At 67.3% G+C, this 1,845-nt stretch carries 1 protein-coding gene and 1 pseudogene; one reads left to right on the top strand and one right to left on the bottom strand.

From position 1 onward, the window contains the following. Nucleotides 1-1,105: citrate synthase (gltA, locus tag HC022_RS25615; protein ID WP_167454264.1), on the top strand; the 1,105-nt coding region annotated here is incomplete at its 5' end. A gap of 181 nt (nucleotides 1,106-1,286) precedes the next feature. Here the strand turns inward: gltA and HC022_RS25610 are convergent. Beyond that, nucleotides 1,287-1,845 (bottom strand): annotated as a pseudogene (locus HC022_RS25610) (enoyl-CoA hydratase-related protein); the annotation flags it as partial.

Raw genomic sequence — 1,845 nt, 5'->3', positions numbered from 1 at the left:
TGACAAGGGCGAGCTGCTGCACCGCGGCTACCCGATCGACCAGCTGGCCGGAAAGTCGCACTACCTCGAAGTCTGCTATCTGCTGCTCTACGGCGAACTGCCGACCGCGAAGGAACTCGAGAAGTTCGAGAACACCATCACCCGCCACACCATGCTGCACGAACAGATGCAGTATTTCTTCCGTGGCTTCCGTCGTGACGCGCACCCGATGGCGACCATGGTGGGCGTGGTCGGTGCCATGTCGGCGTTCTACCACGACTCGACCGATATCGCCGATCCGCGTCAGCGCGAGATCGCCTCGCACCGCCTGATCGCCAAGATGCCCACCATCGCGGCCTGGGCCTACAAGTACTCGATCGGCCAGCCCTTCGTGTACCCGCGAAACGACCTGAGCTACGCGGCAACCTTCCTGCACATGTGCTTCAGCGTTCCGGCCGAGCCCTACCAGGTGAACCCGATCCTGAGCCGCGCCATGGACCGGATCTTCACGCTGCACGCCGACCACGAGCAGAACGCCTCGACCTCGACCGTGCGTCTGGCGTCGTCCTCGGGCGCGAACCCGTTCGCCTGCATCGCGGCCGGCATCGCCTGCCTCTGGGGCCCGGCACACGGCGGCGCCAACCAGGCCTGCCTCGAGATGCTCAAGGAAATCGGCTCGCCCGACCGCATCCCCGAGTACATCGCCCGCGCCAAGGACAAGAACGATCCGTTCCGCCTGATGGGCTTCGGCCACCGCGTCTACAAGAACTTCGACCCGCGCGCGACGGTGATGAAGCAGTCCGCAGACGAGGTGCTCGACCTGCTCGGCGTCGAGAACAACCCGATCCTCGCCACCGCGAAGGAGCTCGAGAAGCAGGCGCTGGAGGACAACTACTTCTCCGAGAAGAAGCTGTTCCCGAACGTCGACTTCTATTCGGGCATCATCCTCGAGGCGATGGGCTTCCCGACCTCGATGTTCACCCCGATCTTCGCGCTGTCGCGGACCGTGGGCTGGGTGTCGCAGTGGAAGGAACAGCTGGCGGATCCGCAGCACAAGATCGGCCGCCCGCGTCAGCTCTACCTCGGCAGCACCGCGCGCGACTACGTGGACATCGAGAACCGCTGATCCGCGGTCTCGACGGACCTGGAAAGGGCCGCCCGGTTGGGCGGCCCTTTTTCGTTCGGGTTTCGGTCTGGTCGTTGCTGACCGGAGGCGCTGCGCTGGCGGCGGGGGGCGGATGCCTCCGGCGGGGATATTTGGGGCCAGAGGAAGGGCTGGCCGCGGCTCGCCCCGGCGGGCTCAGCGCCCCTCGAAATGCGGCGGGGGCCTCTCCGAGGAAGGCCACGACGCCTTCCTTGAAGTCGCGGGTCTTGCCGCATTCGCCCTGCAGCCGGGATTCGAGCGCGAGCTGGCCCGCGAGATCGTTCTGGAAGGCGCCACGGATGGCCGTCTTGATCCGGCCGTAGGCCTCGGTCGGGCCCTTGGCGAGGTACGCGGCGCGGGCCCTCCAGACGGCGGCAAACTCGGCATCGGGGACCGCTTCCCAGATCATGCCCATGGCATCCGCCTGACGCGCCGAGATGCGGTCGGCGAAGAGCGCCGCGCCCATGGCCTTGGCAAGCCCCGCCTGCCGTGGCAGTGCCCATGTGCCGCCGGCGTCAGGAATGAGGCCGATGCGGGTGAAGGCCTGCATGAAGAAGGCGCTCTCGGTCGCGATCACCACGTCATGCACCAGCGCGAGGTTGGCGCCCGCGCCCGCCGCCGCGCCATTCACGGCCGCGATGGTCGGCACCGGGCAGTCGACGATGGCGTTGAGCATCGGCTCGTATTCGTCGCGCAGCACCCGCTCGCGGCCGATGTTGGCG

The organism is Salipiger sp. HF18 (assembly GCF_011806505.1).
GTDB lineage: Bacteria > Pseudomonadota > Alphaproteobacteria > Rhodobacterales > Rhodobacteraceae > Salipiger > Salipiger thiooxidans.
The sequence above is the reverse complement of the archived record's forward strand: the minus strand, read 5'-3'. Positions and strand labels throughout refer to the sequence as shown.